Source organism: Pectobacterium aquaticum, assembly GCF_003382565.3.
Classification (GTDB): Bacteria; Pseudomonadota; Gammaproteobacteria; order Enterobacterales; family Enterobacteriaceae; genus Pectobacterium; species Pectobacterium aquaticum.
The window spans coordinates 1,439,912-1,462,451 of sequence record NZ_CP086253.1 but is presented as its reverse complement, the minus strand read 5'-3'; the positions used below and the strand labels follow the sequence as shown (position 1 = coordinate 1,462,451).

The window sequence follows — 22,540 nt, the reverse complement described above, 5'->3', positions numbered from 1 at the left end:
CCGTAACGGCAACTTGCCGATACTGTAATTTTTATAATCCACATCATGTGGCAATACTCTTGTAACAGAGTATTAATATATTCACCGAGGAGAGATCAGTATATGAGCACCATTCAAGATAGCAGCCAGGTGTTAGAACAGGCTTCAGGATGGCGTAAAAGCGACACGGTCTGGATGCTGGGCCTGTATGGCACGGCTATCGGCGCTGGCGTGTTATTTTTACCTATCAATGCCGGTATTGGTGGGTTAATTCCGTTAATTATCATGGCTCTGATTGCCTTCCCGATGACATATTATTCTCACCGTGCTTTATGCCGTTTTGTATTATCCGGCAAGAAAGGTGGCGAAGATATTACCGAAGTCGTTGAAGAACATTTCGGCGTTGGCGCAGGTAAATTAATCACTTTGCTTTATTTTTTCGCTATTTATCCGATCCTATTAGTTTATAGCGTCGCCATCACCAATACGGTAGATAGCTTTATTACCCACCAATTGCATTTGCCTTCTCCGCCACGTGCCCTGCTGTCATTAATATTGATCCTCGGATTAATGTTTATTGTCCGCTTCGGTGAAGCGATGATCGTTAAGGCCATGAGCATTCTGGTTTACCCGTTTGTTGCCGTACTGATGTTGCTGGCGCTGTATTTAATTCCAAACTGGAACACCTCTGTTTTTGAAAACATTTCTTTGAGTTCCAGCGTCACGGGCAACGGCCTGTTGGCGACATTATGGCTGGCTATTCCGGTGATGGTTTTCTCCTTCAACCACTCGCCAATCATCTCCTCTTTCGCCGTTGCAAAACGTAAAGAATATGGTGATGACGCCGAGCAAAAATGCTCACGCATTCTGTCTTACAGCCACATCATGATGGTGCTGACCGTGATGTTCTTCGTCTTCAGCTGTGTACTGAGCCTGTCTCCGACTGAGCTGATGGAAGCGAAAACACAGAACATTTCTATTCTGTCCTATCTGGCAAACCACTTTAACAACCCGGTAATCGGCTATTTAGCGCCGGTTATTGCCACCATCGCCATCTCTAAATCGTTCCTAGGTCACTATCTGGGTGCAGGCGAAGGTTTTAACGGCATGATCGTGAAATCCCTGCGTAGCAGAGGAAAAACCATTTCCAACACCAAATTGAATCGCATCACTGCGCTGTTCATGCTGGTCACCACTTGGATTGTTGCGACGCTGAACCCAAGCATTCTGGGCATGATCGAAACGTTGGGCGGCCCAATTATCGCGTGCCTGCTGTTCCTGATGCCGATGTACGCCATCCAGAAAGTCCCAGCAATGAAGAAATACAGCGGCCAGATCAGCAACGTCTTTGTCACCCTGATGGGACTGATCGCGATTTCCGCTATCGTTTACAGCCTGAGCGAACTGCTGTAATCCCCCCACCCTAATTTAACGCCGGCACGTTGTTTTCTAGTCATACCCTAAATAATTCGAGTTGCAGGTAGGCGGTAACCACACGACAAATCGGTCTTAGACCGATTTGAACAGTGCTAGCACTGACCCGAAGGGTGAACCTCATAAATGAGGTTCATCAATCCCCAGGAGCTTACTCAAGTAAGTGACTGGGGTGAGTGAGGGAAACCAACGCACATGCGGCTTGAAGTATGACGGGTATCCGGCGTTTTTTTTCAAGGAAATCGCTATGGTCAGCGTATTTGATATCTTCAAAATCGGCATCGGCCCGTCCAGTTCTCATACCGTCGGCCCGATGAAAGCGGGTAAAATGTTCACTGACGATCTGGTGAACCGCGCGCTTATCTCATCGGTGACACGTATTGTCGTTGATATTTACGGCTCACTTTCCCTGACGGGGAAAGGACACCACACCGATATCGCCATCATTATGGGGCTCGCGGGTAACCTGCCAGATAGCGTAAATATCGATAGTATTCCGGCGTTTATTCAACAAGTGAAAGACACTCAGCGTCTGCCGATGCTTAACGGTCAGTATGAGGTCAGCTTCCCGCTGGAATCCTCCCTGCGTTTCCAACCAGAGAATCTGCCGCTGCATGAAAACGGCATGATCATTCGCGCCTATAACCAGCAAGAGTTGGTCTATAGCAAAACGTATTACTCCATCGGAGGCGGATTCGTCGTCGATCAGGAAAATTTCGGCAAACCCAATCTGGCCGAAGAAAGTGCGCCCTACCCGTTCTTTTCTGCCCAGAAACTGTTGCAACACTGTCACGATCACTGCCTGTCTTTATCCGCTATCGTCCTGAAAAACGAGATTGCGATGCATGGTCGGGAAGCGCTTGAGCACTATTTTGCCGACGTATGGAAAACCATGCAGGACTGCATGCATCGCGGCATGAATACGGAAGGCGTATTGCCCGGCCCATTGCGCGTTCCGCGCCGGGCATCAGCGCTGCATCGCCTGCTGTTCATCAACGATCGTTTTTCTAACGACCCGATGGATGCGATGGACTGGGTGAACATGTTCGCGATGGCCGTGTCGGAAGAAAATGCGGCTGGCGGACGCGTCGTCACCGCACCAACGAACGGTGCGTGTGGCATTATTCCTGCCGTGCTGGCCTATTACGATCGTTACGTTCAACCGGTCACCCCAGAATCTTACCTACGCTACTTTCTGGCATCCGGCGCTATCGGCATGCTCTACAAAATGAACGCCTCGATTTCCGGTGCAGAAGTGGGCTGTCAGGGAGAAGTCGGCGTGGCCTGTTCGATGGCCGCAGCAGGTCTGGCTGAACTACTTGGCGCGAGCCCTGAACAGGTATGCATCGCGGCGGAAATTGGTATGGAGCATAATCTGGGGCTGACATGCGACCCAGTCGCGGGTCAGGTTCAGGTACCGTGCATTGAACGCAACGCTATTGCCTCCGTGAAGGCGATCAACGCCGCCAGAATGGCGATGCGCCGCACCAGCGAGCCACGCGTATCACTGGATAAGGTCATTGAAACCATGTATGAAACCGGCAAAGACATGAACGCCAAGTACCGTGAAACGTCTCGCGGGGGATTGGCGATTAAAGTTGTGCTGTGTGAGTAAGAAATAGCAGGGGATACGCCTTGTCGCATTAAATGCTCGGCAGATTAACGCGACAATCATGGGTTAATGCGTATGGTTTCGCATTAGCCCTTTATTTTTTATCGCTTTCAGGCAGCGACCAGACAATGTTGTTTTCAGCCGCTGCGATGTACCAGTCCACGGTGCTGTTAGCCGGCTTTTTGATATTTTCATGCTTGGTGAGCGTTTTGGCAGGAAACGTGGCGGCTTTCTTTCTGATACGCAGCGGCGTCTGTTTTTTCTCACCGCTGATCTGCGCATGGAAGGATTCCACTTCCGCATCGAAGAGCACGCCTTCAATCTGATGTAAACGATTTAATCCGCGCAGAATGGAGAGCAGGCTGCTTAGCGTAATGGATTCGCCCATTTCCGCACGCTTGATCGTTGCGATTCCCAGCCCTGCCCGTTCAGCAAGATCGACCTGCGATAAACGTTGTTGAATTCTGGCGTCTTTTATTCTCCGGCACAGCTCGGTAATAATTTCGCCTTCGTTCATGGTACTGAATTTCATCTTACCCACCACTTGCCAGAGTTAAAAAATTTGCGCGCATTTTATCATCAATTTTTCAAATGGCACGGACAATTGATGAACGGTATCCATAATTTTTTTATGGTTTGATGATACCATAGACATCCCATCAGGCTTGTCGTAAATACGGGTTATATTTAATCGAAACAATTAAACAATATAATAATTAAAACCACTAATTAGAAATCAAAAAGAGATGTTATTTAAATAACAAAACAAAAACAATGAGTTAAAAAAATAACTCATTGTTTCCTGAATAAAAAGAAGACAAATACATTAACTAAGGTAAACTTTATTCTATATTCACACGATTGCACTGCATAACAACGCTCTACTATTAAATTTCACTCTCACAGGAAAGGAACTTCCATAATGAGCATTACAAGCCTTAATGGTATCGCTAACTACTCAGCCCCCTCGGTGAACCGTAAAGAACCTGCGGAAAACGTATTTTCACTCGCTGGCAACACGTCAAAATCAAGCGTCAATTCTGTTGCTGCCAATACCCCCTCAACGATCCAGTCAAGCAAACGTTATGATTTTTCCAATATGACACCACAGGAAGCGATTGACGCGACAAAAGATCTCACCGCCTCCGGCGATATGTCATTTGAAGAAAGTCTGGAAATCGGTATGGCGGCGCTGCTCATTTTGCATCCTCCAATTGACGATGTCGCCCCCGCCGATCCCAACCAGAAAATCAATTTTATCCAAATGCTAAAAAATGGGATAAGCGGTTCGCTATCACGCGGCGAGCACTTACATGCAGAACAGCAGAAATCAGTATTAGATAAGCTAGCACAACTTAGTTACATGCCGATTAGCGTGAAGGCATAATGAAAAGCAGGTCCTCTTTTAAGAGAACCTGCTGAGAATGCGGTGTTATCGAATATTCAGTGAAGTGCTAAGCGTTCTAAAAGGTGCATTAATCGAAGTAGATTGATAGCGGAAAGGACCTGACTGCATGCCATCGCCATTGAAATAAGCCATCCATCCCACATAAGTCGAACCTGCAGGGCATGACTCGGTATAATAACCACCGACGACACAGACGCCATTAACCTGATAGGGACTCTTTTGCGTACCATTCACCCAACCAAAGCGGTTATTACCATAGCCCACTTCCAGCACTGCAATTCGCAGTTGCGCTCCGCCATGATCCTGAGTTGTCGCAAGTTTATTTGGGCCAATATATTCCCAGGCTCCACCATTCTGTGTTGATGCCACAGCATAGACATAGACAGAACTCAATGCAGGCGCTGGCGCACGAAGAGGCTTATAGTCCTGAGAAGAGGATTCATTTGCAGATACTGGATGCTCCAGAAGGGGAGAGTCAAATGCTGTAATGACTTCCGCCACTGGCTCTTCCTGAGCCTGAGAATAAGCCGGAAACATCATACTAACCAACATACTAAATGCAACGCCAATATATATTTTCTTTCTCATCCTGAGTAATTCCATTTAAATACAGCCAATCGCTGCATATAAACTATGAATCAAAATTTCATTTTTTTCAGTAAAAAAATCACAAAAAAAAAATTTTAGATTTAAAAAAGAATAATTAATCAGTTATTTATTTTTATGGAAAGTTTAAAAATATTCGCAATATCATTTATAATAAAATTATATGCATAGAAATGATATTGCGTTCTATTATTTAAGTACGGTTCTAACCAAAACGCCCAGTAATATAATCCTCTGTGCGACGTTGTGTCGGAGAGGTAAATAGATCGTCCGTACGATTGTATTCGATCAGTTTGCCCTGATTGATAAACGCGGTGTAATCCGACACGCGAGCCGCCTGCTGCATGTTGTGCGTCACCAGCACCAGCGTGAAATGCTGCTTTAGCGTTCCCATCAGTTCCTCGACAACCAGCGTCGAAATGGGATCGAGCGCGGAGGTCGGCTCATCCAGCAACAACACTTCCGGTTCAATGGCGATCGCCCGGGCGATCACCAAGCGCTGCTGCTGCCCGCTGGATAGCGTCAGCGCGTTGTCGCTCAGACGATCCTTTACCTCATGCCAAAGCGCCGCCGCACGTAGCGCACGCTCAACGGCATCATCCAGAAAACGGCGATCGCGTAGCCCCTGCAACCTCAGGCCATAAATCACATTTTCATAGATCGACTTGGGAAACGGATTCGGGCGTTGAAAAACCATCCCCACCCGACGGCGCAACGTGGCAACATCAAGCTGTGGGTCGTTGATAAGCATCCCATTCAGCCTGATATCACCTTCGGTACGGCAGTCATCCACCAGATCGTTCATACGATTAAAGCAGCGTAACAGCGTGGATTTACCACAGCCCGACGGCCCAATCAGCGCCGTCACCTGATTCTTCGGAATACGAATCGAAATATCGTTCAGTGCCTGCTTGTCGCCATAGTAAAGATTCAGATGTTCCACGGTCAACGTCGTCTGCTCATCACTCAGTTGATGAATATCAGGCAGCGGTGCCATCTCCTTTTGTGTCATAAATCCCATAACTTCATCCTACTTTCAGAGTGATAACGAACGATATTTCTCACGCAGAACATGGCGAATCCCAATCGCCGCAAGGTTCAACCCAACGACAATCAACACCAGCAGCAGTGCGGTGATGTACACCAGCGGCCTTGCCGCTTCCACATCTGGGCTTTGGAACGCCAGATCGTAGATTTGAAATCCCAGATGCATAAATTTTCGCTCAAGATGCAGATAAGGGAAAATGTCATCCACCGGTAAAACTGGCACCGACTTCACTACGCCGACCAACATCAGCGGCGCGGTTTCCCCCGCGGCACGCGCTACAGCGAGGATCAAGCCCGTCATCATCGCGGGAACCGCCATCGGCAGCACAACATGCCACAGCGTTTCGGCTTTGGTCGCTCCCAGCGCTAATGAACCGTGGCGCACGGACATTGGGATGCGCGACAGCCCTTCCTCCGTTGCCACAATCACCACCGGCAGCGTCAGCAGTGCCAGCGTCAGCGACGCCCACAGCAGCCCCGGCGTCCCAAACGTCGGATTCGGCAACGCTTCAGAATAGAACAGTTGATCCAGCGTGCCACCGATGAGATAAACAAAAAAGCCTAACCCGAATACGCCATAAACAATGGAAGGCACCCCAGCCAGATTGACCACGGCAATCCGCACCCAGCGCGTTAAGCTGTTTTTCCCCGCGTACTCATGCAGATAAACCGCAGCGATCACCCCCAACGGCATCACGACAATAGACATCAGCACCACCATCAGCACCGTGCCAAAAATGGCGGGGAAAAGGTGGCCCGCGCTGTTGCTGTCCAGCGAATAGTGTACCAGCATGAATTTCGCCTGCTCGCCCCAGTGGCTGACTTTTTCCCACAGGTTCATCGCATTAGGGAACCAGGCCTGTTCGATGTCCCTGAGCGGGATAAGATGGACGCTACCGTTCGCGTCGCGTAGCTGCACGGTATCGCGATTAATGTCCATATTGAGTGAGGTTAGCTGGCGCGACAGCGCATCGAAGCGGCGTTGCAGTTCAATACGTTCAGCCTGAAGGCGGGCTAACGCCTGATTATCCAGCGTCTTGGCCTGCTGCCGCTTTTTCTCTTCCAGCCGCAGCGTCTCAAACTGCTGGTTGATCTTCGCCATCTCCCCCATACGGATGGCCTGCATCTTCGCGAGCAACCCCTGCACCTGCTCAACGCGATGCTGTAAGGTGGCGGGGAGATCCGTTGCCACCAGCGGCTGCTCGCCCTCCAGCATGCCAGCCAGATAACCATAGGCAGTGCCATTGTTCGTCCGCTTCAACACCAGAATGTCGGCGGGTTTATCAAAGCGGACAATGTCGCGCGACAGCAGCGTGCGAAAGCTCTGCCCATGAATTTCACGCTGGCCAATTTTGATTAAATAGCGTGTTTCAGCGTCCCCAGACGCAGAGGTTAAATCAGCCTGTTCCAGTTGCTGACGCGAAAGCGTCTGCTCGGCATAAATCTCCCCTATCAACGCACGTTGCGTCCCTTGTGCTGGCGGTAACGTCAGCAGCCAGACGGGCTGTGGCCACAGGTAGCGCATGCCCTGCCCAGCAAGCAGTACGATAATTGCCAGCATCGCCAGCAGGCTAATGGAAATTGACGATGCGGTCAGCCACACCCAGGGCCTTCCCGAACGGAACCAGCGCTTCACGCGTTTTCTCCTTCATCACGGTAACGTTGGCGTAAGCGCTGTCGGATAGTTTCAGCCAGCGTATTCACGATGAACGTGAAAACAAACAGCGTTAATGCCGTTAAGAACAGCACCCGATAGTGACCGCTGTTCGTCACCGCTTCCGGCATTTCAATAGCGATATTCGCCGCCAGCGAACGCAGGCCCTGAAGCAGGCCTTCATCCATAATCGGTGTGTTGCCCGTCGCCATGAGTACTATCATGGTTTCCCCTACGGCGCGGCCAAAACTCAGCATCAGCGCGGCGAAAACCCCAGCACTGGCGGACGGCAGCACGACACGCCACAGGGTTTGCCACGCCGTCGCCCCCAGCGCTAACGATCCCTGACTTAAACGAGCCGGTACGCTGAACAGCGCATCTTCCGCTAGCGAAAAAATCAGCGGGATCAGCGCGAAGCCAAGGGCAACACCCGCTACCAGCGTATTACGTTGGACAAAATCATCGCCTAACCACTGATATAGCGGCTGCCCCAATACTGCGATTTCGATATGTGGCGCAAGCCAGCATCCGGCCACAAATGTCAGCAAGATCGTGGGGATGAGGAATAGCACGTCCCAGCCTGCTGGAAAACGGGTGCGCCAGCGCGTCGGCAGGCATTCAATCAGCCAGCCGCAGCAGAGCACGGCCAGCATCCATAAAATCGGCATGACCAGAATCGCGGACAGATAAGTCGCAAAATGCGGGGCCAGCCAGATGGCCGCAATCAAACCGACGACCACCGTCGGCAACGCGCCCATGATTTCCAGCGTGGGTTTAATCCAGCGTCGCAGCGTCGGCGACATAAAGCAGGCGGTATAAATCGCGGCGGACAGCGCCAGCGGCGTGGCAAACATCATAGCGTAAATCGCGGCTTTCATCGTGCCCAGCATCAGCGGCATCATGCTGAATTTGGCCTGATAGCTGTCATCCGCCGACGTAGATTGCCAGATATAGGCAGGCTCTGGGTAGTTCTCGTACCACAGCTTTTGCCACAGCCCGCGCCAGCCAATATCGGGATACGGGTTATCAACCTGATAGCGATGCCAGCCCTGCGCCGTTTCAACCAGCAAAGCTGAACCGCGCGGCGAAAACGCCAGCGTTTGTGCATGGGCCGGTAGCGTCTGCGTCAGCAGCGCATGAGACTGTTTACTGGCAAACAGCGACAAATCACCCTGTGCATTCAATGTGGCAAAGACTCGTCGCTGCGCCTCCGTTGCCAACAACACCGATTCGCCCACAACGTGCGGAAACTCGCGAATCTCCGTCAGTGTGGCGCCCTTTTCGCCAGGGACGTCAAACCATTGGCTAATCCGCCCGTCAGCGGCCTGTATCAGCAATGATCGTCCACCGGACAACAACGCCAGATGCAGCGGTTCCGCCAACTGCAACTGGCGCTCTTCCCGCAGCTTCAGCGCGTTCGACCCCACCTGCCATAGCGTTAATGTCTTACCGCTGAGCAAATACACTTGCTGCCCGTCTGGCGTCAGCAGCAGTTGGTTAATAGTACCCACCGGAAGCGTAATCTGCGCCCGTTGTCGCACGCCATTTTTATCAACATCGGCAATAATCAAGGTATTTTCTTGCCCGATCGCCGCCACAACGACATGCTTTTCACCCACCGCAGTCACTGCCAGATGACGCAGCGGCTGCGCGGGTAACCCAAGCGAATACGCCTGCTCACCCAGCGGATAATCCCAGACTGGAGCACGGTTTTCTGTACGCGATAATACGGGCTGAACGAAAATCAGACGGCCATCAGGCTGACTCAGGGCATAAATTTGTCGCTCGCCCTGACTCTGCGCCAGCAAACTCAGCGCAGGCACCAACTGAATACGCGACATAGGCTGGTTTTCCGCAAACGGAATAAACTCGCCATAGCCCTGACTGTCGATGCGAAACCCGATTTGCCCGTTGTCGCTAAGCCCCAGCACCAGCGACGGTTCCGCACTGTGGCGTGGCACCGTTTTTTGCCCGTTAACGGTGGGGGAAAGGAACAGTGGCGTCACCACATACAGGAGATAGAAGAAGATTAATAACAGCATAGCCAGCACCAGCAGCCCACTGCCCGCAACAATGCGGTGAACCAAACGATCGATCCACGCTCGCCGACGATCCCGATACTGTGATGTGTTGCCTGTGTTTACCATTATTCTCGCCGTTAGAGTGAAGCCGCCAGAGTCGTGTTGCTAACGTATTGCGGGTAGCATATGTTGCCTTTACGCCCATAATATGACAATGGTAAGTCTGTCTATGAATTAGATTTTATCGTCATCAACACGCCATAATGTTGTTGTACCCTATACCCACAGAGGAAGGGTATGAATATTGGATGAACCTTCAGTACATGAGTTGAGCGGAGTGACAATGGGTCAGGACAAACTCTACATAGAGAAAGAATTAAGTTGGTTATCCTTTAATGAACGAGTACTTCAGGAAGCAGCAGATAAAAGCAATCCGTTAATCGAACGCATGCGCTTTCTTGGCATTTACTCCAGCAACCTTGATGAATTTTATAAAGTCCGTTTTGCCGATTTGAAAAGACGCATTCTGATTAACGAAGAACAAGGTCTGGACGGCAATCTGCGACACCTTTTAGGTAAAATTCAGGCGCGCGTACTAAAAACCGATCAAATTTTCGATAGTTTGTACAACGAACTGCTGCTGGAGATGGCGCGTAACCAGATTTTTCTGGTCAATGAGCGTCAGGTTTCCCCTAATCAGCAAGAGTGGCTGAGGGACTACTTCCGGCAATATCTGCGCCCGCACATCACGCCAATACTCATCTTTAACGAAACCAATCTGGTGGAGTTCCTGAAGGATAACTATACCTATCTTGCCGTCGAAATTATTCGTGGCGATGAAATCAGTTATGCCCTGCTGGAAATTCCTTCGGATAAAATACCGCGCTTCGTCAACCTGCCAGCGGAAGCGCCGCGCCGCCGTAAGACCATGATCCTCATCGATAACATTCTGCGTTACTGTCTGGATGATATCTTCAAGGGCTTCTTTGATTACGATGCGCTGAACGCGTACTCCATGAAGATGACGCGCGATGCAGAATACGATCTGGTGACGGAAATGGAATCCAGCCTGTTGGAATTGATGTCTTCCAGCCTGAAGCAGCGCTTAACCGCCGAGCCGGTAAGATTTGTGTATCAGCGCGACATGCCGGACGCCATGGTTGCGATGCTACAGGAGAAACTGGGGATCTCTTCTTTTGACTCCGTTATCCCCGGCGGGCGTTATCATAATTTCAAAGACTTTATTTCTTTCCCGAACGTCGGACGCGCCAATCTGGTCAACAAGCCCTTGCCCCGCCTGCGGCACACCGGATTCAACCATTTTCGCAATGGGTTTGATGCGATCCGTGAGCGCGACGTTCTGCTCTATTACCCGTACCACACCTTCGAGCACGTATTGGAACTGCTGCGACAAGCCTCTTTCGACCCTAATGTGCTGTCCATCAAAATCAATATTTACCGTGTCGCCAAAGACTCACGCATCATTACCTCAATGATCCATGCGGCGCACAACGGTAAGAAAGTGACGGTCGTGGTCGAGCTACAGGCACGTTTTGACGAAGAGGCAAACATCCATTGGGCTAAGCGCCTGACGGAAGCTGGCGTGCACGTCATTTTCTCGGTGCCTGGGCTGAAGATTCACGCCAAACTGTTCCTGATTTCCCGCCGCGAAGGGGAAAACATCGTGCGTTACGCGCACATCGGCACCGGTAACTTCAACGAGAAAACTGCCCGCCTGTATACGGATTACTCGCTGTTAACTGCCGACGAACGTATTACCAACGAAGTCCGTCGCGTCTTCAACTTCATTGAAAACCCCTACCGCCCAGTCAGCTTCGAGCACCTGCTGGTGTCACCGCAAAACTCCCGCGACAAGCTTTACCAACTGATCGATACCGAGATCGAAAACGCGCTGGCGGATCGTGATGCAGGCATTACGCTTAAGGTAAATAATCTGGTGGATAAAGGGCTGGCGGAAAAGCTGTATAAGGCTTCCGCTGCGGGCGTGAAAATTAATCTGCTGGTACGCGGCATGTGTTCGCTGATCCCTAATTTACCAGGGATCAGCGAAAATATTCAGGTCATCAGTATTCTTGACCGCTATCTGGAACACGATCGGGTGTATGTCTTCAACAACGGCGGGGACAAGAAAGTCTACCTCTCTTCCGCAGACTGGATGACACGCAATATTGATTATCGCATTGAAGTCGCAGTGGAAATTCTGGATCCCATTTTGAAAAACCGCGTGCTGGAGACGTTGGATATTCTGTTCAGCGATACGGTGAAAGCCCGTGTCATTGATAAAGAATCGAGCAACCGCTATGTCTCACGCGGCAACAAGCGTAAAGTACGCGCGCAAAATGCCATTTACGACTACATCAAGGCGTTGGAGCAACCTGGAGATAAGCCTGAATAATGCCGTTAACGAACAATGAAAAAACCGAGATAAAGCCGCAAGAGTTCGCGGCTATCGACCTGGGCTCCAATAGTTTTCACATGGTGATCGCACGCGTGGTAAACGGTGCGCTTCAGGTATTGGGACGTTTAAAACAGCGGGTGCATCTGGCCGACGGGCTGGACAGCAAAAACATGCTCAGCGAAGAAGCGATTCAACGCGGCCTGAACTGTCTGGCGCTGTTTGCTGAACGCCTGCAAGGCTTCCCAGCCATGAACGTGTCCATCGTCGGAACGCACGCGCTGCGTCAGGCAGCTAACGCGCAGGAATTTTTGCGCCGCGCGGCGGATATCATTCCCTATCCGATAGAGATCATTTCCGGCCATGAAGAAGCCCGTCTGATTTTTATGGGTGTGGAACATACGCAGCCGGAAAAAGGCCGCAAGCTGGTCATCGATATCGGCGGCGGTTCTACAGAGCTGGTTATCGGTGAAGATTTCGAGCCAATGCTGGTGGAAAGCCGTCGTATGGGGTGCGTCAGCTTCGCCCAGCAGTTTTTCCCGAATGGTGAAATTAGCGAAGCCAACTTCAAGCGCGCTCGGCTGGCCGCAGCGCAAAAGCTGGAGACGCTGTCCTGGGAATACCGCATATACGGCTGGAAATTCGCCCTCGGTGCGTCTGGAACGATCAAAGCCACGCATGAAATTCTGGTGGAGATGGGAGAGAAAGACGGCCTGATTACGCCCGAGCGACTGGAAATGCTACGCACGCAGATCTTGCAGTTTAAGCACTTCAAAGCGCTGAGTCTGCCGGGTCTGTCCGAAGACCGTCAGTCGGTGCTGGTGCCCGGTCTGGCTATTCTGTGCGGTATTTTCGATGCGCTGGCGATCAAAGAACTACGCCTGTCCGATGGCGCATTGCGCGAAGGCGTGCTGTACGAAATGGAAGGTCGATTCCGCCACCAGGATATTCGTATCCGTACCGCGCAGAGCCTGGCGACCCATTACAATATCGACCGTGAGCAGGCGCGACGCGTGCGGGAAACCACGCAGCAGCTTTATGCGCAATGGGCAGAGCAAAATCCTAATCTGGTGCATCCACAGCTTGAGGCTATTTTGAACTGGGCTTCCATGCTGCATGAAGTTGGATTGGGCATTAACCATAGCGGCATGCATCGCCATTCCGCTTACATTCTGCAAAACACCAACCTGCCCGGTTTCAATCAGGAACAGCAGCTTGTGCTGTCCCTAATCGTGCGATTGCACCGTAAAGTGATCAAGTTGGAAGAGTTGCCGCGGTTGAACCTGTTCAAAAAGAAACAGTATTTGCCCATGATGCAGCTCTTGCGCCTTGCCACGCTGTTGAATAACCAGCGTCAGGCAACGACAACGCCGGAATCGTTACGGCTGCATACCGATGATAACTACTGGACGCTGACGTTCCCCCGTGACTTCTTTACCAATAACACGCTGGTACAGCTGGATTTGGAACGGGAACAAGAATATTGGCAGGACGTCACCGGTTGGAAGCTGATGATTGAGGAAGAGAAAGCCTGATTGATGAAAACGTTACGTGGAAAATCGAGCCTACGCCGAACAGTAAAGTAGCGAGAAATGGTGTAACTTGGCTGGCCGGTGAGATCCGGTTAACATAAAGTTTACAGAGATGGGGCCGATACCAAAATGATGGCTGGCGTGAATTTTCGCCAACATCATGCAACCTCGGCGGAAAGATGCGTTTCCTTTCATGCCGGATATCAATCCAACTCAGTATTAAGGAGAGTAAAATGGATGTATCACAGATTGCATCACTCGCTACCGATCTCAGCAACATGCGTACCAGCAGTGAGGCCAGTACACTAGTGATGAAAAAAGCGCTCGATAACCAAGAAGCTGTTGCAGCTGGTATTTTGCAGGCATTACCCCCTCTGCCAGCAAATCCGGCGATTGGGCGTAACGTCAATACCACGGCGTAATCCCTTGCACCACACAACCCGCTTATTCGTTTTTGTTTGAGCGGGTTTTTTACTGATTCCCTTTATCCCTTTATCCCTTTTATACCCTTTTCTCTTCACGCGGGTTTATACCTCCCTGTCTCCTTGCACCGAACGTGCGAAAACCGGATCGACCATCATCTTTTTCACTGAGGTCGATTGACCTCCCCTACTGCTTGTGCCTAAATAAACAACAGCGAATGTTCGCTTTCACAGAGGATTAACTGGTAATGTCCACGCTTACCCACAAACGACGATTATCGATACGCCCGCAACGAAGTGGCTCTCGGATCGCCCGTGCCGTTTTGCTCATCAGCTTCATTATTCTTTTAGGCCGTTTTGCCTACTCCACCATCACTGCGTTTGGTCATCACCAAGACAAGCAGCAGCAGCGTGCTGAACAATTACGGCTTCCTGCCAACGTACTCGTCAATCAGAAAGAGTAGCGCTTAGCCAACCCGTTCCTTATATTCTTTTTTTTCTTCATCAGGCTTTGTTGCCTTCGTATTCCCGTGCCCGTCATTCACGCCCGTTGCCTATTGAGATGATGCCGTACCAATAAAAAAACGTCGGGAGCGTTTTTCAACGTTGCGCAGCAACGGCCCGAAGGGTGACGGACGAGGATATCCGTCATAAAAAAACGGCAGTGCGAATCTTCGCAGCCACCGTTTTTATTAATCAATTACGCTCATCAATCAATCGTGTTCATCAATCATGAACGTGCTTCAAGCCGGGCTTAGACGATAGTCAAGGTCACGTCGATGTTGCCACGCGTGGCATTGGAGTATGGGCAAACGATATGGGCTTTCTGCACCAAATCTTCAGCCACGGCGCGATCCAGGCCCGGCAGGGAAATTTTCAGTTCGACTTCGATACCAAATCCTGTCGGGATGGCACCGATACCTACGCTACCGTTTACCGTGGTATCAGCAGGGACAGCGATTTTGTCACGCGCGCCGACAAACTTCATCGCGCCAAGGAAACAGGCAGAATAGCCCGCAGCGAACAGTTGCTCTGGGTTCGTCCCTTCAGCGCCTGCACCGCCCAGCTCACGTGGGGTCGTCAATTTAATATCAACCGCTTTATCGGAAGACACCGCACGACCATCACGACCACCAGTAGCTTGAGCATGAGCAACGTATAATACTTTTTCAATAGACATAATGTGACTCCAGATAGTTAGGGTATGGCCTAAGGCGGTCTCTACGCCGCCTAGGCTTCAATTACATAGCGAAAAATTAAATCGCATACTACTTATATACATAAATAAAACCACGTAAAAACATACTACTTAACAAATATAACGCTGTCTGACGGACTGCGGATGCACAAGGCAACCGCGAGTATCTTCAAAGATGCCCAATCAGATTCTTACGCAGCGTCTCTAAATCTTTTTTGATCGTCTGCAACTGGTCAAGGTGGCATTCCGTCGCGCAAAACACGCTTTCAGGAATCGCTCGTGCCTGCTGCTGAAGTGCTCGCCCTGCTTCGGTTAACCCGACCAGCACCTGACGCTCATCTTCTGTTCCTCGGTTACGAACCACTAAGCCTGCGCTTTGTAACCGCTTGAGCAACGGCGTTAGCGTAGCAGAATCGAGATACAGACGCTCACCCAACTCAGACACCGTCAAACCATCACGCTCCCACAGCACCAGCATCACCAGATATTGGGGATAGGTCAGATTCAGTTCAGACAGCAAACGACGATACAGTTTATTCATCGCCAGATTAGCTGAATACAGTGCGAAGCACAGTTGTCCATCCAGTTTGTAAGCGTTGTCGTTCATCGTCTCTGCCATCGGTACCGGTTACGTTTCTGGAACGGACTCTATATCGTCAAAAACTAAGTAGCAAGCGATTTAATAATCCGTTAGATAATTTTTTTCATAAAAAATACGTCTGGGTACACTATCGCACACCGTTCAAACGGCGATTCGTCAGTAATCCTATTCTTAATCTACTGATTTTGCGCTACGTTTAATAAAACACAGATAAAAACAGATCGAGCATGAAACATGATGTCGAGTGTAAAAAAACTTACCGACCTCCGCCGCCAGATCTCCCTTCTGCTGTTGGAAAACAAAGAACTGGTTGAAGACATTATCAACCGGCAACCGCGCGTTACGGAACGTGATGAGACGGCGTCAGGCGACAACGCGGCATTAAATAACAACATCAGGCTGCGTGAAAAAAGCATCCTGATCGATCAAACCGCAGAAATCAGCGAGCTCATCATCGGGCTGCATGCCGCTGACCTTGCCGACTTGCTGGAATCTTTACCGCAGGATGAACGGCTGGCGCTCTGGCGACTGATCCCTATAGAGAAGCGCGGCCGCGTGTTGATTGAGGCCTCTGACAGCATTTCTGACGATCTGATCGGCGATATGCAGGACAAAGAAATCCTGAGAGCGGTTCGGATACTGGATGTTGATGAACAGGCTCAGCTGTCTCGCCTCGTCCCCCGTCATCTGCTAGGCAGGATACTGACTTCGCTTGAGCCCAAGCAGCGCGCACAGCTACGCGCCGCCATCAATTATGATGAAGACTGCCTCGGCCACATGATGGATTTCAAACTCATCACCGTGCGCGCTGATGTCACGCTCGCGGCCGTACAGCGCTATCTGCGCTATCGCAAAAAGATCCCCAATTCCACCGATAAGCTGTTTGTTACCGATCGCAAAAACACGCTGATCGGTGAGCTATCGCTGGCCAACATTCTGCTTCATTCGCCTCATGCTCTGGTTACTGACGTCATGGACGATCAGCCGTTGCGGTTCCAGCCTGAAGATAAAGTTGAAGACGCCGCAGGGGCTTTTGAGCGTTACGATTTAATTTCCAGCGCCGTGGTTGATAGCAAAGGGAAACTCATGGGACGCCTGACGATTGAGGATATCCTCGACGTCGTGAATCGAGAAAGCGACAGCAATCTGCGGCGTTCGGGGGGCTTAACGTCTTCTGAAGACGTTTACGCGCCGGTGTATAAATCATTTCGCAATCGCTGGGCGTGGCTGGCCATCAATCTGTGTACGGCACTCATCGCCTCGCGGGTCATCGGCCTGTTTGAGCACACGTTATCCCATTTGGTGGCGTTGGCGACGCTCATGCCGATTGTCGCCGGCATCGGCGGAAATACGGGTAACCAGACGATCACCATGATTGTGCGCGCACTGGCGTTGCATCAGCTTGAACATGGCAAAAAAACGTACCTACTGCTGAAAGAATTAGGCGTTGCGCTGGTAAACGGCGTGATATGGGGCACGATTATGGGCGTGGTGACCTTCCTGCTCTATGGTAACGCCGCGATGGGTGGCGTGATGATGCTGGCGATTCTGCTGAACTTGCTGCTCGCCGCGCTAATGGGCGTCACTATCCCGTTGGTCATGATGAAATTCGGCCGCGACCCGGCCATCGGCTCCAGCGTAATGATTACGGCCATTACCGATACTGGCGGCTTCTTTATCTTCCTAGGACTGGCAACGCTGTTCCTGCTGCCTTGATAAAAGGGCTAGATTTAACATTAATGATTCATTAGTTAACATATAAGTTGTCATTTTATACAAATAAGTTAGTGTGGTTATAGGGTAAAAACTGAGCAACGTGGCGGGATGCCAAATGAAATATTCTGAATTCAGACGCTGGCTTCTGCAACAAGGAGCAGAATTGACTAAAGCATCAGGAGGTGGAAGTCACCTTAAAGTTAAATTAAACGGAAAAGCATCCGTTTTGCCTTTTCATGGCGCAAAAGAAATACCTGAGCCTCTTCGTAAGAAAATCATGAAAGATTTGGGGCTATGATACTTAAGGCTTACCAGCCAATTTGGCTATCTCATATACCAAAATTTCTGTAAATTCAGCGAATTGGTTAGAAGAACCACTAATATGATTAAGTCGATACCACTATAATCTATGTAAGTGCGATTCTCGTTACATCGGGGGAAACCCCATTTAGAGGTAAAAGTATGTTCAACTATCCCGTAAAACTGGAACTCGACGAAGCAACCGGACAATACGTGGTTTCTTGCCGCGATTTGCCATTAATGAATTCGGTTGGTGACTCCGTTGACTCAGCCCTTCTGGAATCTGTTGACGGAATTGTTACCGCCATAGCCATCGAAATTGAAGAACGCCGTCCAGTTCCTTACGCTAGCGCACCAATAGCAGGAGAGCACGTTGTCACGATCCCAGTATTAGTGACGATGAAGGCTGCATTACATAATGCAATGATTGAAACAGGAACGCGTAAAGCTGAACTTGCCAGACGCTTAGGCCAAAAAGGTCCGCAAATTGATCGCCTTTTGGATGTTGAACATTCATCAAAAGTTGAAACGATAGAGTTAGCTCTGCGCCAGCTTAACCGCGACGTTAATATTTTTATTTCCCCACAGGCTAGGCAATAAATGGAAAAGGTGAGGTTTCCCTCACCTTTTCCAGCCTGAACTTAACTCACGCGACCCGCACCGCCGGATGCCTGACACAAATAGATGGACGGCTGAAGGCCGGTACGCGCCGGATATTCCCGTTCAATCACCTGTTTGACTTCGTCTGTCAGCGCCGAGGGGATAAGGGCGACAATGCAGCCACCGAAACCGCCACCGGTCATACGCACACCGCCTCGCTCACCGACATACTCCTGAATCAGCTCCACCAGCGCATCGATCGGCGGCACGGTAATTTCAAAGTCGTCGCGCATGGAGACATGCGATTCTGCCATCAGCGTAAACAAACGGTGTGCATCTTGACGCGCCAGCGCATCGGCCGCTTCCAGCGTACGGCGGTTCTCGGTAATAACATGGCGTGCACGGCGCACCGCTACCGGATCCAGCCCCTCGATTCCCGCTTCAAACTGTGCGAGGGAAACATCACGCAGCGCCTTAACGTTAAAATGACGCGCCGCAGCTTCACACTGCTGGCGTCGCGTGTTGTATTCGCTGTCCACCAGCCCACGGCGCACGTTAGAATTCACGATCAGCACATCAACGCCGTCGAGCATACGCACAGAACGCCCTTCCAGAGAGCGGCAGTCGATCAACAGCGCCTGACCAACACGCCCTTGAGCGGAAATAAACTGATCCATAATGCCGCAGCTACAGCCAACAAAATGGTTTTCTGCCTGCTGACCGTTCAAGGCCACATCCAACTGGCTGATGTCCAGATTATTCAGCTCCTTGAACGTCTGCCCGATAGCCACTTCCAGCGAGGCCGATGAACTTAGCCCTGCGCCAGACGGCACGTTACCGGAAACCACCATATCCATGCCAGTGAGCGGCAGGCCACGCGCCAGCAAAAATTTCACCGTTCCACGGATATAGTTCGCCCAAGTGTAGTCTGGGTGAGGCACGATCTCTGTGGCGAGATCGAATTCATCCTGCTGGCTGTCAAAGTCCACTGCGACCACCCGCACGATACCATCCTGACGTACCGCCGCGCTGACCACCGTCTGGTAATCGATAGCACAAGGCAAGACAAAACCATCGTTATAGTCGGTGTGCTCACCAATCAGGTTGACTCGGCCGGGTGCCTGAACAGCGGCGTGCGGCGCATAGCCAAATAATCGGACAAAAACAGACTCGGTTAACTGACGTAGAGAATCAATACGGCTCATAAAATGACCTCAAATTTGCTCACGAAAATGGATATCACTCACGCTGCGTAAACGTTCAGCGGCCTGCTCTGCCGTCAGATCACGCTGCGCCTCAGCCAGCATTTCATAGCCGACCATAAATTTGCGCACGCTGGCGGAACGTAATAACGGGGGATAAAAATGGGCATGCAGTTGCCAATGTGCGATGTCATCCCCCTTGAACGGCGCACCATGCCACCCCATCGAATAGGGGAAGGAACACTGGAACAGGTTGTCATAACGGCTGGTCAACTTTTTCAGCATCAGCGCCAGATCGTCACGCTGAACGTCATTGAGCTGCGGCAATCGCTGCACCGCAAATTTGGGCAGCACCAGCGTCTCAAACGGCCACGACGCCCAGTAAGGGACAACCGCCAACCAGTGCTCCGTTTCCACCACGATGCGCGAGCCATCAGCCTGCTCGCGGCGAACGTAGTCCAGCAGTAGCGGCGAACCGTGACGGGAGAAATAGTCTCGCTGCTGCTCATCCTCACGCTGTACTTCGTTCGGCAGAAAATCGTTAGCCCAAACCTGCCCGTGCGGATGGGGATTAGAGCACCCCATCATCGTCCCTTTATTCTCAAAGACCTGAACCCACGGATACCGCTTGCCCAGTTCTTCAGTCTGATCGCTCCACGTATCGATCACCGCTTTCAGCGCGGGCAGCGAAAGCTGCGGCAGACTTTTACTGTGATCGGGAGAAAAACAGATGACACGGCTGACGCCACGGGCTTGCTGCACGCGGAAAAGCTCATCATCGCCCGACGGTGCCTCCGGCGTGTCCTCCATCAAAGCCGAAAAGTCATTCGTAAAAACAAAGGTGCCCTGATAGTGCGGGTTGATATCGCCAGTAATACGTTTATTACCCGCACACAGATAGCAGGTCGGATCGTAAGGCGGCGGCGTGGCGCGATCCGGTTCATCCTGCTGCCCTTGCCAGGGGCGCTTGGCACGATGCGGAGAAACCAGAATCCACTCGCCTTTCAGCGGGTTAAAACGGCGATGCGGATGTTCAGTCGGCTCAAACTGCATAAGCTATTCCTCAATACAAAACACAAATTCGGTACAACCGCGGCACCATCCGCAACCCATTGTATGGCGCTAACAGTCCGTCAGAGATCTGGAAGAGGCATCAGCTCAGTCCGTAAACTCAGCCAGAAAAACCCCTTAATGTAATCAGTTTCACACTATGGCATGGATAAAATAGCTGTAATAATGCTAAAGAAAGATAGTCAGCTATCGTTTAGCCACCACATAAGTGTAATCGGTTACCCTAAATTTAAACCCCGAAATGGTATTTTGGAAGAGAGAAATGACCGATGATTGTTGATAGCGATCACATAAGTACGGTCTGGATCAAAAAGGAAAGGTAGTCGAATAGGTAACATCCGCCAAAAACCTGTACATTTATAAATATAAGTCATCGATTTTTTCTTTTAACGTGTGCGTTAGGCTGCGGTACGCCTCACCACGCATTTGACCGCTCAGGAATGCCAATGGCCACAATAAAGGATGTTGCTCGTCTATCAGGTGTATCAGTCGCTACGGTTTCGCGTGTAATTAATAACTCGCCCAAAGCCAGTACCGCCTCCAGGGAAGCCGTACACAAGGCCATGGCGGAGCTGCAATATCATCCGAACGCCAATGCCAGAGCGCTCGCGCATCAAAGTGCAGAGACCATGGGGCTGGTTGTTGCGGATGTGTCCGATCCCTTTTTCGGAACGATGGTGAAATCTGTCGAACAAATTGCCCAGGCAACTGGCAACTTTCTGCTGATTGGTAACGGCTATCACAATGCCGAGCAGGAAAAGAAAGCCATTGAGCAGCTAATTCGCCACCGCTGCGCGGGGCTGATCGTGCATGCAAAAATGCTTTCAGATGAGGAACTGGCGGCGCTAATGAGCCACATTCCTGACATGGTGCTCATTAACCGCACGTTACCCGGTTATGAAAACCGCTGCGTTGCACTCGACGATCGCTATGGCTCCTGGCTGGCAACGCGCCATTTAATTCAGGAAGGGCATCAGCGGATCGGTTTTCTCTGCTCTAATCACCAAATTTCCGACTCCGCCGACCGCCTGCAAGGCTATGTGGATGCGCTGCAAGAGCACGGCATCGCACGGGATGAACGCCTCATAGCCCGCGCCTCACCGGACGAAGTGGGCGGCGAATCTGCCATGATGGAGCTGCTGAGTCGGGGCGGCAACATGACAGCAGTCGTGTGTTACAACGATTCCATGGCCGCAGGCGCGCTTTCCGTCCTGAGCGATAACAGCATCAGCGTACCGCAGGATATGTCAGTGATCGGGTTTGATGACGTATTGATCGCCCGCTACCTCCGCCCTCGCCTGACAACTGTGCACTATCCGGTTTCCGCCATGGCAATTCAGGCCGCAGAATTAGCCATCGCGCTATCTCACGGTAAACAGCTCAGTGAAACCACGAATATGTTTAGCCCGACGCTGGTACGCCGCCATTCGGTGAGTCCCCCGGCCCGTAAGAAGTAGTCACCTTTCACCAACGTCGCTGCCTGACGCAATACTCATTTGCATCAGGCAGGTAGCGACATCATTGCCTTCTGACCTCCCCCCTTGTTTGCGCTTTCCTTTTAACTAACCTCCTTTCCCTCTATTCCAAAAATGTTTCCTACTCGGCATCGCATCACTCCTTTTATGTAACGCCACCGATTCTGACATAAAAAAATTTTATGCTGCATTTTAGACGCACCAGAAAAACGTGTAACCAGTTACACATCATTACGCAGCAAATAA

20 protein-coding genes are annotated in these 22,540 nt (G+C 50.9%); 11 read left to right on the top strand and 9 right to left on the bottom strand.

Going from position 1 to position 22,540, the window contains the following annotated elements:
• The first annotated feature begins 102 nt into the window (after positions 1-102).
• The gene (locus tag DMB82_RS06840) at positions 103-1,392 is read left to right on the top strand and encodes an HAAAP family serine/threonine permease (RefSeq protein WP_102118888.1); all 1,290 of its coding nucleotides are present in this window, start codon (positions 103-105) and stop codon (positions 1,390-1,392) included.
• 268 nt (positions 1,393-1,660) lie between these two features.
• The gene (locus tag DMB82_RS06835) at positions 1,661-3,028 is read left to right on the top strand and encodes an L-serine ammonia-lyase (protein WP_116163644.1); all 1,368 of its coding nucleotides are present in this window, start codon (positions 1,661-1,663) and stop codon (positions 3,026-3,028) included.
• Positions 3,029-3,119: 91 nt separating this feature from the next.
• Here the strand turns inward: DMB82_RS06835 and DMB82_RS06830 are convergent, their stop codons facing one another.
• Positions 3,120-3,557 (bottom strand): helix-turn-helix domain-containing protein, encoded by a 438-nt coding sequence (locus tag DMB82_RS06830; protein ID WP_102118890.1) that lies wholly within the window; start codon positions 3,555-3,557, stop codon positions 3,120-3,122.
• Between the two features lie 390 nt (positions 3,558-3,947).
• Between DMB82_RS06830 and DMB82_RS06825 the strand changes: the two genes are divergently transcribed.
• Positions 3,948-4,412 carry a hypothetical protein gene (locus DMB82_RS06825; RefSeq protein WP_039471096.1) on the top strand — a complete coding sequence of 155 codons (465 nt, stop codon included), beginning with the start codon at positions 3,948-3,950 and terminating at the stop codon, positions 4,410-4,412.
• Positions 4,413-4,457: 45 nt separating this feature from the next.
• Here DMB82_RS06825 and DMB82_RS06820 read toward each other — a convergent pair whose 3' ends face one another.
• From DMB82_RS06820 to DMB82_RS06805, 4 genes are all read right to left on the bottom strand, one after another.
• Positions 4,458-5,021 carry a YolA family protein gene (locus DMB82_RS06820; protein ID WP_102118891.1) on the bottom strand — a complete coding sequence of 188 codons (564 nt, stop codon included), beginning with the start codon at positions 5,019-5,021 and terminating at the stop codon, positions 4,458-4,460.
• A 223-nt stretch (positions 5,022-5,244) separates the two neighbouring features.
• Complete coding sequence (gene pstB, locus DMB82_RS06815; protein WP_116163642.1) at positions 5,245-6,060, bottom strand: phosphate ABC transporter ATP-binding protein PstB; 816 nt, start codon at positions 6,058-6,060, stop codon at positions 5,245-5,247.
• Positions 6,061-6,075: 15 nt separating this feature from the next.
• Positions 6,076-7,722 (bottom strand): phosphate ABC transporter permease PstA, encoded by a 1,647-nt coding sequence (pstA, locus tag DMB82_RS06810; RefSeq protein ID WP_102118892.1) that lies wholly within the window; start codon positions 7,720-7,722, stop codon positions 6,076-6,078.
• Positions 7,719-9,887: an ABC transporter permease subunit gene (locus tag DMB82_RS06805; RefSeq protein WP_116163640.1), complete on the bottom strand. Its 2,169-nt coding sequence runs from the start codon at positions 9,885-9,887 to the stop codon at positions 7,719-7,721. The genes pstA and DMB82_RS06805 overlap by 4 nt, the downstream gene beginning before the upstream one ends.
• 217 nt (positions 9,888-10,104) lie before the next feature.
• Between DMB82_RS06805 and ppk1 the strand changes: the two genes are divergently transcribed.
• From ppk1 to DMB82_RS06785, 4 genes are all read left to right on the top strand, one after another.
• Positions 10,105-12,177, top strand: a complete 2,073-nt coding sequence (gene ppk1 / locus DMB82_RS06800) for a polyphosphate kinase 1 (RefSeq protein ID WP_102118894.1) — start codon at positions 10,105-10,107, stop codon at positions 12,175-12,177.
• Positions 12,177-13,712 (top strand): exopolyphosphatase, encoded by a 1,536-nt coding sequence (gene ppx, locus DMB82_RS06795; protein WP_116163638.1) that lies wholly within the window; start codon positions 12,177-12,179, stop codon positions 13,710-13,712. Before ppk1 ends, ppx begins: the two co-directional genes overlap by 1 nt.
• A gap of 230 nt (positions 13,713-13,942) precedes the next feature.
• Positions 13,943-14,131 carry a YjfB family protein gene (locus DMB82_RS06790; RefSeq protein ID WP_102118896.1) on the top strand — a complete coding sequence of 63 codons (189 nt, stop codon included), beginning with the start codon at positions 13,943-13,945 and terminating at the stop codon, positions 14,129-14,131.
• Between the two features lie 248 nt (positions 14,132-14,379).
• Positions 14,380-14,595 carry a YfgG family protein gene (locus tag DMB82_RS06785; RefSeq protein WP_102118897.1) on the top strand — a complete coding sequence of 72 codons (216 nt, stop codon included), beginning with the start codon at positions 14,380-14,382 and terminating at the stop codon, positions 14,593-14,595.
• A 290-nt stretch (positions 14,596-14,885) separates the two neighbouring features.
• On the opposite strand, the gene DMB82_RS06780 is transcribed toward DMB82_RS06785, so the two are convergent.
• The gene (locus DMB82_RS06780) at positions 14,886-15,311 is read right to left on the bottom strand and encodes an organic hydroperoxide resistance protein (RefSeq protein WP_039486432.1); all 426 of its coding nucleotides are present in this window, start codon (positions 15,309-15,311) and stop codon (positions 14,886-14,888) included.
• 187 nt (positions 15,312-15,498) lie between these two features.
• On the bottom strand, positions 15,499-15,948 hold the full coding sequence (locus tag DMB82_RS06775; protein WP_102118898.1) for a MarR family winged helix-turn-helix transcriptional regulator: 450 nt from the start codon (positions 15,946-15,948) through the stop codon (positions 15,499-15,501).
• A gap of 219 nt (positions 15,949-16,167) precedes the next feature.
• Here DMB82_RS06775 and mgtE point away from each other — a divergent pair, with 219 nt between their 5' ends.
• The 3 genes from mgtE to DMB82_RS06760 all read left to right on the top strand — a co-directional run bounded on the left by mgtE (position 16,168) and on the right by DMB82_RS06760 (position 18,546).
• Positions 16,168-17,646, top strand: a complete 1,479-nt coding sequence (mgtE, locus tag DMB82_RS06770) for a magnesium transporter (RefSeq protein ID WP_116163636.1) — start codon at positions 16,168-16,170, stop codon at positions 17,644-17,646.
• A gap of 115 nt (positions 17,647-17,761) precedes the next feature.
• On the top strand, positions 17,762-17,944 hold the full coding sequence (locus tag DMB82_RS06765; protein WP_039515475.1) for a type II toxin-antitoxin system HicA family toxin: 183 nt from the start codon (positions 17,762-17,764) through the stop codon (positions 17,942-17,944).
• Between the two features lie 164 nt (positions 17,945-18,108).
• Complete coding sequence (locus tag DMB82_RS06760) at positions 18,109-18,546, top strand: type II toxin-antitoxin system HicB family antitoxin (protein ID WP_116163634.1); 438 nt, start codon at positions 18,109-18,111, stop codon at positions 18,544-18,546.
• A gap of 41 nt (positions 18,547-18,587) precedes the next feature.
• Here DMB82_RS06760 and galK read toward each other — a convergent pair whose 3' ends face one another.
• Positions 18,588-19,751: a galactokinase gene (gene galK / locus DMB82_RS06755; protein ID WP_102118901.1), complete on the bottom strand. Its 1,164-nt coding sequence runs from the start codon at positions 19,749-19,751 to the stop codon at positions 18,588-18,590.
• A gap of 9 nt (positions 19,752-19,760) precedes the next feature.
• A complete protein-coding gene (gene galT / locus DMB82_RS06750) occupies positions 19,761-20,801 on the bottom strand; it encodes a galactose-1-phosphate uridylyltransferase (RefSeq protein WP_102118902.1) in 1,041 nt (346 codons plus the stop codon).
• A 464-nt stretch (positions 20,802-21,265) separates the two neighbouring features.
• Here galT and galR point away from each other — a divergent pair, with 464 nt between their 5' ends.
• Positions 21,266-22,276, top strand: a complete 1,011-nt coding sequence (gene galR / locus DMB82_RS06745) for an HTH-type transcriptional regulator GalR (RefSeq protein WP_029368336.1) — start codon at positions 21,266-21,268, stop codon at positions 22,274-22,276.
• Positions 22,277-22,540: the final 264 nt, after the last annotated feature.

What these genes read in the sequence shown, in the direction of transcription:
- DMB82_RS06840 (WP_102118888.1), top strand. Translation starts at nt 103, where the DNA reads ATGAGCACCATTCAAGATAGCAGCCAGGTGTTAGAACAGGCTTCAGGA.
- DMB82_RS06835 (WP_116163644.1), top strand. Translation starts at nt 1,661, where the DNA reads ATGGTCAGCGTATTTGATATCTTCAAAATCGGCATCGGCCCGTCCAGT.
- DMB82_RS06830 (WP_102118890.1), bottom strand. Translation starts at nt 3,557, where the DNA reads ATGAAATTCAGTACCATGAACGAAGGCGAAATTATTACCGAGCTGTGC.
- DMB82_RS06825 (WP_039471096.1), top strand. Translation starts at nt 3,948, where the DNA reads ATGAGCATTACAAGCCTTAATGGTATCGCTAACTACTCAGCCCCCTCG.
- DMB82_RS06820 (WP_102118891.1), bottom strand. Translation starts at nt 5,021, where the DNA reads ATGAGAAAGAAAATATATATTGGCGTTGCATTTAGTATGTTGGTTAGT.
- pstB (WP_116163642.1), bottom strand. Translation starts at nt 6,060, where the DNA reads ATGGGATTTATGACACAAAAGGAGATGGCACCGCTGCCTGATATTCAT.
- DMB82_RS06805 (WP_116163640.1), bottom strand. Translation starts at nt 9,887, where the DNA reads ATGGTAAACACAGGCAACACATCACAGTATCGGGATCGTCGGCGAGCG.
- ppk1 (WP_102118894.1), top strand. Translation starts at nt 10,105, where the DNA reads ATGGGTCAGGACAAACTCTACATAGAGAAAGAATTAAGTTGGTTATCC.
- ppx (WP_116163638.1), top strand. Translation starts at nt 12,177, where the DNA reads ATGCCGTTAACGAACAATGAAAAAACCGAGATAAAGCCGCAAGAGTTC.
- DMB82_RS06790 (WP_102118896.1), top strand. Translation starts at nt 13,943, where the DNA reads ATGGATGTATCACAGATTGCATCACTCGCTACCGATCTCAGCAACATG.
- DMB82_RS06785 (WP_102118897.1), top strand. Translation starts at nt 14,380, where the DNA reads ATGTCCACGCTTACCCACAAACGACGATTATCGATACGCCCGCAACGA.
- DMB82_RS06780 (WP_039486432.1), bottom strand. Translation starts at nt 15,311, where the DNA reads ATGTCTATTGAAAAAGTATTATACGTTGCTCATGCTCAAGCTACTGGT.
- DMB82_RS06775 (WP_102118898.1), bottom strand. Translation starts at nt 15,948, where the DNA reads ATGGCAGAGACGATGAACGACAACGCTTACAAACTGGATGGACAACTG.
- mgtE (WP_116163636.1), top strand. Translation starts at nt 16,168, where the DNA reads ATGTCGAGTGTAAAAAAACTTACCGACCTCCGCCGCCAGATCTCCCTT.
- DMB82_RS06765 (WP_039515475.1), top strand. Translation starts at nt 17,762, where the DNA reads ATGAAATATTCTGAATTCAGACGCTGGCTTCTGCAACAAGGAGCAGAA.
- DMB82_RS06760 (WP_116163634.1), top strand. Translation starts at nt 18,109, where the DNA reads ATGTTCAACTATCCCGTAAAACTGGAACTCGACGAAGCAACCGGACAA.
- galK (WP_102118901.1), bottom strand. Translation starts at nt 19,751, where the DNA reads ATGAGCCGTATTGATTCTCTACGTCAGTTAACCGAGTCTGTTTTTGTC.
- galT (WP_102118902.1), bottom strand. Translation starts at nt 20,801, where the DNA reads ATGCAGTTTGAGCCGACTGAACATCCGCATCGCCGTTTTAACCCGCTG.
- galR (WP_029368336.1), top strand. Translation starts at nt 21,266, where the DNA reads ATGGCCACAATAAAGGATGTTGCTCGTCTATCAGGTGTATCAGTCGCT.